This window comes from Elioraea sp. Yellowstone (genome assembly GCF_006704265.1).
Taxonomy (GTDB): Bacteria; Pseudomonadota; Alphaproteobacteria; order Acetobacterales; family Acetobacteraceae; genus Elioraea.
The window spans coordinates 1-6,496 of record NZ_VIKA01000167.1; the positions used below are offsets into that span (position 1 = coordinate 1).

Below are 6,496 nucleotides of genomic sequence, written 5' to 3' on the forward strand. Positions count from 1 at the left end.
GCCCGGGATCGTAGCCCAGCGCCTCGAGCGCGCGCTGCACGGCGGCCACCCCGGGCTGGCCGTCGGCCGGCGCCGGCGCGGAGGCAGTCGCGCGGGGGCGGCCGGGGACGGCCGCGGTGAAGAACACCGCGCGGGTCGCGCAGATGTTCACACCGTTCCAGTCGAGCACCTCGCCGCTGGCGAGCACCAGGCGCAGATCGGCGCGACAGCCCGGCGCGCTCACCCGCACGCCGGCGCCGGCAGGCAAGGTGCGACCGCGGAGGAGATCGGCGCCGCCGCCGACATGCAGGCCGATCGCCGCCTGACCCGTGCGGTTGAAGACGCTGAACGAGGTCTCCTGCGCGGCGGAAGGTGCCGAGATCAGCAGGGTCAGGACAAGGGCGAGGCCACGCATGGGCAGAGCATGGAACGCGCGCGTCACGAGTCAACTGACAGGCGGGGGAGCGCATCGCGATGCGCCGGTGCGCGCAATCGGTCAGCCCGCCCCGCCCGTCTGGTCGTCCAGAAAAACGCTCACACGCCTGGGCCGAGCGCACCGTGCCGACCACCCGGATCAGCCGGGCCATAACTCCGCGCCCGACCCGTTCCATGGCTCTGCTCCCCCTTCCCCCTGGAGGGGGGAAGCGGGGCTCGCCGCAGCGCCCCCGCACGCCGGGAAAGGGACCGGCCGAGGGCCGCCGCTCAGCCCCCCGCGGCGAAGGCCGGAATGCCCGTCTGCGCGCGGCCGAGGATCAGCGCATGCACGTCGTGCGTGCCCTCGTAGGTGTTCACCGTCTCGAGGTTCATCACGTGGCGGATCACGTGATACTCGTCGACGATGCCGTTGCCGCCGTGCATGTCGCGGCTCATGCGCGCGATCTCGAGCGCCTTGCCGCAGTTGTTGCGCTTGAGCAGGGAGATCATCTCGGGCGCGACCTTGCCCTCGTCCCACAGCCGGCCGAGCCTCAGCACCGCCTGCAGGCCGAGCGTGATCTCGGTCTGCATGTCGGCGAGCTTCTTCTGGATGAGCTGCGTCGCCGCGAGCGGCCGGCCGAACATCCTCCGTTCCAGCGTGTAGCTGCGCGCGGCGTGCCAGCAGAACTCGGCCGCGCCCAGCACGCCCCAGGCGATGCCGTAGCGGGCGTTGTTCAGGCACGAGAACGGCCCCTTCAGCCCCTTCACGCCGGGCAGCACCGCGTCCTCGGGCACCTCAACGTCCTGCATCATGATCATGCCGGTGATCGAGGCGCGCAGGCTGAACTTGCCTTCGATCTTCGGCGCGGTCAGTCCCTTCATCCCCTTCTCGAGGATGAAGCCGCGGATCTCGCCGGCGTCGTCCTTGGCCCAGACGATGAACACGTCGGCGATCGGCGAGTTCGAGATCCAGGTCTTCGAGCCGTTCAGCACCCAGCCCGCTGCGGTCCTGCGCGCGCGCGTGCGCATCGACCCCGGATCGGAGCCGGCATCGGGCTCGGTCAGGCCGAAGCAGCCGACCCACTCGCCGGTGCGCAGCTTGGGAAGATACCTGTCCTTCTGCGCCTCCGACCCGAAGGCCCAGATCGGATACATCACCAGGCTCGACTGCACGCTCCAGGCGCTGCGGTAGCCGGAATCGACGCGTTCGATCTCGCGCGCGATCAGCCCGTAGGCGACGTAGGAGATGCCGGCGCAGCCGTGGCTGTCGAGCGTCGCGCCGAGGAATCCCATCTCGCCGTACTCGTTCATGATCGCGCGGTCGAAGCGCTCGTGGCGGTTCGCCTCGAGCACGCGCGGCATCAGCTTCTCCTGCGCATAGGCGCGCGCGGCATCGCGGATCATCCGCTCGTCCTCGCTGAGCTGCTCCTCGAACAGCAGCGGGTCCTCCCAGTTGAACTTGGCGAGGCTGCGCTTCTTCGCGACCGGCGTGATGACGTTCATGGCGGGACCTCCGCGTTGCCTGCCGGGTGATATCGCCGCGCTGACGAACGGGGCAAGAGCGGACGGCGGATCGCCGCGGCGCGCCGCACGACGCCTCAGCCCGGGCCGGCACGCACCGCCGGAAGGGTCAGCCGTGCGAGGAGCCCGCCGAGGGGAGAGGTCGTGAGGTCGAGCCCTCCGCCATAGAGCGCCGCGCGATCGGCGACGATCGCGAGGCCGAGGCCGTAGCCGGGCGCGCCCTCGTCGAGGCGCGCGCCGCGCGCCAGCAGCCGCGCGCGCTCGGCCTCGGGGATGCCCGGCCCGTCATCGGCGACCTCCACGACCAGACGCGTGCCGGCGCCGCGCGCGGCAAGCCGCACCGCGCTGCGGGCATGGGTCACGGCGTTCTCCGCCAGGGCGCCGACCATCTCGGCCAGGTCCTCGGCATCGCCGCGGAACGGGGGCGCGCCCGCGGCGTCGAGGGCGAGCGCCACGCCGCGCCGACGGGCGGCGGGGCCCACCACCAGTGCCACATCCTCGAACACCGCCGCGACGGATGCGCGCGCCGCCGGATCGAGCCCGGCCGCGGCCGCACGCGCGCGCCGCAGATGCCAGGCGATCATCGCCTCCATGCGCGCGATCAGCGGCCGGTCCTCGGCCCGCACGCGCGTGCCCAGGACCGCAAGCGGGGTCTTCAGCGCATGCGCCAGATCGCCGGCATGGGCGCGGGCGCGCTCGATCTGCGCGGCATTGGCGGCGATCAGCCGCGTCATCGCCTCAGCGAGCGGCACGAGTTCGGCCACGCGCGGCGCGGGCAGGGCGCGGTTCACCCCCTCATGCAGGGCCGTGACCGCCCGCGCGAAGCGCGTCAGGTCGCGCAGCCCCGCCCGCACGGCGATCCACTGCGCCGCGATCAGAGCCGCGGCCAGGATGGCGAGCGCCGCCACGAGAGGGCGGCGGATCGCGGCGAGCGCGGCCTCGGCCTCCGCGGCCGGCAGGGTGACGGTGACGAGCAGCGTCCGGCCGTCGCCCGGGGCGGTGAAGCGGTCCCGATGCACCATGAGCGGCCGTCCGTCGGGCCCGGCCGCACCCGCGACGACGCCGCCGAGCAGGCTCGGCGAGCGGGCCAGCACCTCGCCCCCCTCGCCCGTCACCTGCCAGTACCAGCCGGCGAGCGGCCGGTCGAAGCGCGGATCGGCCGGCGGCGGGTCGAGCGCGAAACCCTCCGCCTCGTCCCAGACGGCCGCCGCCATCACCGCCCTCGCCGCGGCCCGGAGCTCGGCGTCCAGCCGACGCGTGACGAACTCCGTCAGCAGCGCCGACAGCGCCGCCCAGGCGGCGAGCAGCGCCGCCGCCGTCAGCCCGGCCGCCCAGGCCAGCAGCCGCGCCCGGAGCGAGCGCGGCGTCACCGCGGCGCCTCGGGCAGGAGGCGGTAGCCCTCGCCGCGGACGGTCTCGATCCGTCCCTCGCCGATCTTGCGCCTGAGCCTGCCGATCAGCACCTCGAGCGAGCGGAAGTCGCGATCGGCATCGCCGTCGTAGAGGTGCTCGGCAAGTTCGGACCGGCCGACCACGCGCCCCTTGTGCAGCATCAGGTGGCGCAGGATGCGCGCCTCGAAGCCGGTCAGCCTGAGCGGCAGGCCGTCGCGCGTGACGAGACCGGTGGTGGTATCCAGCACCAGCCCGGCGGCGGCGATCTCGGCGGCGGCATGGCCGGCGGCACGGCGGATCAGCGTGGCGAGGCGCAGCAGCACCTCCTCCGTCCGGAAGGGCTTCAGCACGTAGTCGTCGGCGCCGGCGCGGAAGCCCGCCACCTTGTCCGACCAGGCGTCGCGCGCTGTCAGGATCAGCACGGGGAAGCCGAGTCCGGCACCGCGCCAGCGGCGCAGCACCTCGATGCCGTCGAGCTTCGGCAGGCCGAGATCCAGCACCGCCGCGGCGATGGTCTCGGTGGCGCCGAGGAATTCGCCCTGCTCGCCGTCATGGGCAACCAGCACGGCATGGCCCGCTTCGCGCAGCGCCTGGGCGAGCTCGCCGGCGAGCTCCGGCTCGTCCTCGACGACCAGGACCTTCATGGCCGGTTCCCGGGTGGAATCCGCGCCTCCGTCTGGCCGACCCCGTGCACCTCGAGAAAGCGGCAGCCGGGGCCGGTGAGCGCGATGCGCAGCACGTTGCCTGCCGGGGTGAGCCAGCGCAGCTCCTGGACGAGGCCGCCCGCCCTCGGCTCAAGGCGCAGCGCGGCACCGCGATAGCGCGCCGCGGCGCAGGCGAGGGCCGCCTCCGGCGGCAGCGGCACGGCATCCGGCGGCGGTTCGGCCGCCTGCGCTGGGCCGGCAAGAACGAGCACCAGCGCCGCGGCGGCCGGTCGCAGGGGGACGACGGGCATGGCGGGCCTGCTACCCCGGTCCGCCGCAACGGATCCCAAACGGCGGCGTTGCGCCCCGGTTCGGCAGCACCCGGCACGCTCCGCTCCCGCAACCCACGTCACGGAGGCCTCGGACCCGTCCATGCGCAAGCTGCTGCCAACCCCATCCCGTCCCTCCCGCACCGATGGCGGCACGCCACCGATCGGGGCGCTGCTCGCCGCCGCGCTGCCGGTGCTGCGGCGCGCCGGCTGGCCGCTCGGGCTGTCCTGGGCGGTGCTCACCGCGATCGCGGCGCTGTCGCCCTCGGTCGGCTGGATGGGCAAGCAGGTGGTGGACGGGCTGGCCGCGGCAGAGGGCGACCTTGCGGCCCTGCTGGTCGCCCACGGCCTTGCCTTCGCGCTGCTCTTCACCCTGCTCTCCCTGCTCGAGGTCGCCGACAAGCCGGCCGGCAAGTGGGTCGAGGCACGGCTCGTGATCGCGCTGCAGGACTCCTATCTGGCACGCCGGCGCGTCGCACACGTGACCGACGACGCGGCGATGATGCTCTACGGCTCGGACGAGGCGAAGCGCGGCCTCAAGGTGCTGATCGACGAGGTGCCCAAGCTCGTCTTCACCCTCGTCTCCGTCAGCCTCTGGCAGGCGGCGCTGGCGCCGCAATGGCTGCCCTTCATGCTCGCGGCGCTGCTGCCGGCATTCCTCTGGCTCGGACTGCTCGCGCCCCCGGTGCGGAGCCATGCCCTGGCGGCGCTTGAGGCCCAGGTCGTGATCGCCGGTGCCACGGCGGCGGAGGCAGGGCTGCGGCTCAAGGCGCATCAGCACCGCTGGCTGCGCGCAAGCGTCGTGATCGATCTCTTCAAGGGCCTCGGCGAGAAGGGGCTCGTCTGGCTTATCTGGGCGAGTTTCGCGACCGCCGTGGCGGTGTTCCTGCTGCTGATGCCGGCAAGCGGCCTCGGCCGGGACATGACGCCCGGCGAGTTCCTCGTGACGATGGTCAACCTCCGCCTCTTCGTCGGTCCCCTGTCGAAGTTCGGCAAGATCGTGATGCATTTCGCCCAGGCGCGGCCGGCGCTCGCGCGCGCGCTCGGCCTCGCGGGAGCCGAACGGAACCTCAACGGGGGCGTTGCGGCCCGGTTGCGGCCGGCCGGGGCATGAACGGGGCAGGCCCATCATCGCAAGGGAGAAGACCACCATGCGACAGATCGTCACCGCCGCCGTCCTGGCCGCCGTGCTGGGCGGCCCGGCACTCGCGCAGGAGACGCGGCTTTCCGGCACCGTCGCCGAGGTGTTCGGCCGCCAAGCCATCGTGGCGACGCCGGAGGGGCGGCTGCTCGTCACCCTGCCCGAGTCGGGGGCGGCGCCGCTCCCCGGCCAGCGGGTGGAGATGAGCGGCGAACGCCAGGGAGCGACCTTCCGGGCGCGGCGCCTCGATGCCGCCTCCGGCACAGGCGCGGCCGCGATCCGCGCGGCCGGGCTGCCCGACCCGCTTGCGGCGCTGCAGCCGGTCGAGGTGCTCACGCGCCAGGATGTCGGCCGCCACGGGCGTGACGTCATCCACGTCATGCGCCTGCCGGACGGCGCCTGGCTGCGCGCCAAGACGCGCGACGGGCGGCTGATCGAGGCGCGGAGCGACGGCGCGGCGCTGCCCGAGCCGCTGGTCGCGACGCTGCTGCCGCCGGGGCTGCGCAGCGACCCGGCGCTGCGACGCATCAGCCGCATCGTCGAGATCGACGTGAAGCCCCGCGGCGAGATCGAGGTGGAGGGGCTGGACGCGGAGGGCCGCCGGGTCGAGGCCGAATTCTGGCCCTCGGGCGAGCTCCGCAAGCTCGAGTACGAGCACAGCCGCTGGCGTGCCCCGTCGTTGCCGGCAGCACGCGACCGGCTCGAGGCGCTCGGCTACCGGCAGATCGCCCTCTTGAAGCAGGGGCCGCGCCACGTCGACGCGATCGCGCTCAATCCGTATGGCGAGCCGGTGGAGGTCCGGATGAATGCCGAGGGCCGCGTCGATCGCGAGCGGCTCTGGCACCGCTGAGGGCGGACGGATGCACGAGGAGAGCACACGCCCGGCCTCGTCCGCCGCATCAGGCGAGGAGGCGATCGCCGCGCTGCGCGACGAACTCGCCGCGCTGTCGGCCCGGCTCGACGCCCTGGAACGGCGCGCCGTGTCGGGCGAGGGCGGGGCCGGCCGGCTCGCCGAGACAGGCCGGACGCTGGCGCGCCGGGCGGCCGCCGCCTGGAACGCTTGGCGCGGGCCAGCCG

Annotated in this window: 7 protein-coding genes and 1 pseudogene; 3 read left to right on the forward strand and 5 right to left on the reverse strand. The window is 73.9% G+C overall.

What is annotated here, in order from left to right:
- The 5 genes and pseudogenes from FK498_RS16340 to FK498_RS16360 form a co-directional block, all read right to left on the reverse strand.
- Nucleotides 1-394: pseudogene (locus FK498_RS16340) on the reverse strand (hypothetical protein); the annotation flags it as partial.
- 287 nt (nt 395-681) lie between these two features.
- On the reverse strand, nt 682-1,896 hold the full coding sequence (locus FK498_RS16345) for an acyl-CoA dehydrogenase (protein WP_141856406.1): 1,215 nt from the start codon (nt 1,894-1,896) through the stop codon (nt 682-684).
- Between the two features lie 95 nt (nt 1,897-1,991).
- Nucleotides 1,992-3,284 (reverse strand): sensor histidine kinase, encoded by a 1,293-nt coding sequence (locus tag FK498_RS16350; protein WP_141856408.1) that lies wholly within the window; start codon nt 3,282-3,284, stop codon nt 1,992-1,994.
- A complete protein-coding gene (locus FK498_RS16355) occupies nt 3,281-3,949 on the reverse strand; it encodes a response regulator transcription factor (RefSeq protein ID WP_141856410.1) in 669 nt (222 codons plus the stop codon). Before FK498_RS16355 ends, FK498_RS16350 begins: the two co-directional genes overlap by 4 nt.
- Nucleotides 3,946-4,260: a hypothetical protein gene (locus tag FK498_RS16360; RefSeq protein ID WP_202614885.1), complete on the reverse strand. Its 315-nt coding sequence runs from the start codon at nt 4,258-4,260 to the stop codon at nt 3,946-3,948. The genes FK498_RS16355 and FK498_RS16360 overlap by 4 nt, the downstream gene beginning before the upstream one ends.
- A 121-nt stretch (nt 4,261-4,381) precedes the next feature.
- On the opposite strand from FK498_RS16360, the gene FK498_RS16365 reads away from it, so the two are divergent.
- The 3 genes from FK498_RS16365 to FK498_RS16375 all read left to right on the forward strand — a co-directional run.
- The gene (locus FK498_RS16365) at nt 4,382-5,392 is read left to right on the forward strand and encodes a hypothetical protein (protein WP_141856412.1); all 1,011 of its coding nucleotides are present in this window, start codon (nt 4,382-4,384) and stop codon (nt 5,390-5,392) included.
- Between the two features lie 37 nt (nt 5,393-5,429).
- The gene (locus FK498_RS16370) at nt 5,430-6,269 is read left to right on the forward strand and encodes a prevent-host-death protein (protein ID WP_141856414.1); all 840 of its coding nucleotides are present in this window, start codon (nt 5,430-5,432) and stop codon (nt 6,267-6,269) included.
- A 10-nt stretch (nt 6,270-6,279) separates the two neighbouring features.
- Nucleotides 6,280-6,496: hypothetical protein (locus FK498_RS16375; protein WP_141856416.1), on the forward strand; the 217-nt coding region annotated here is incomplete at its 3' end.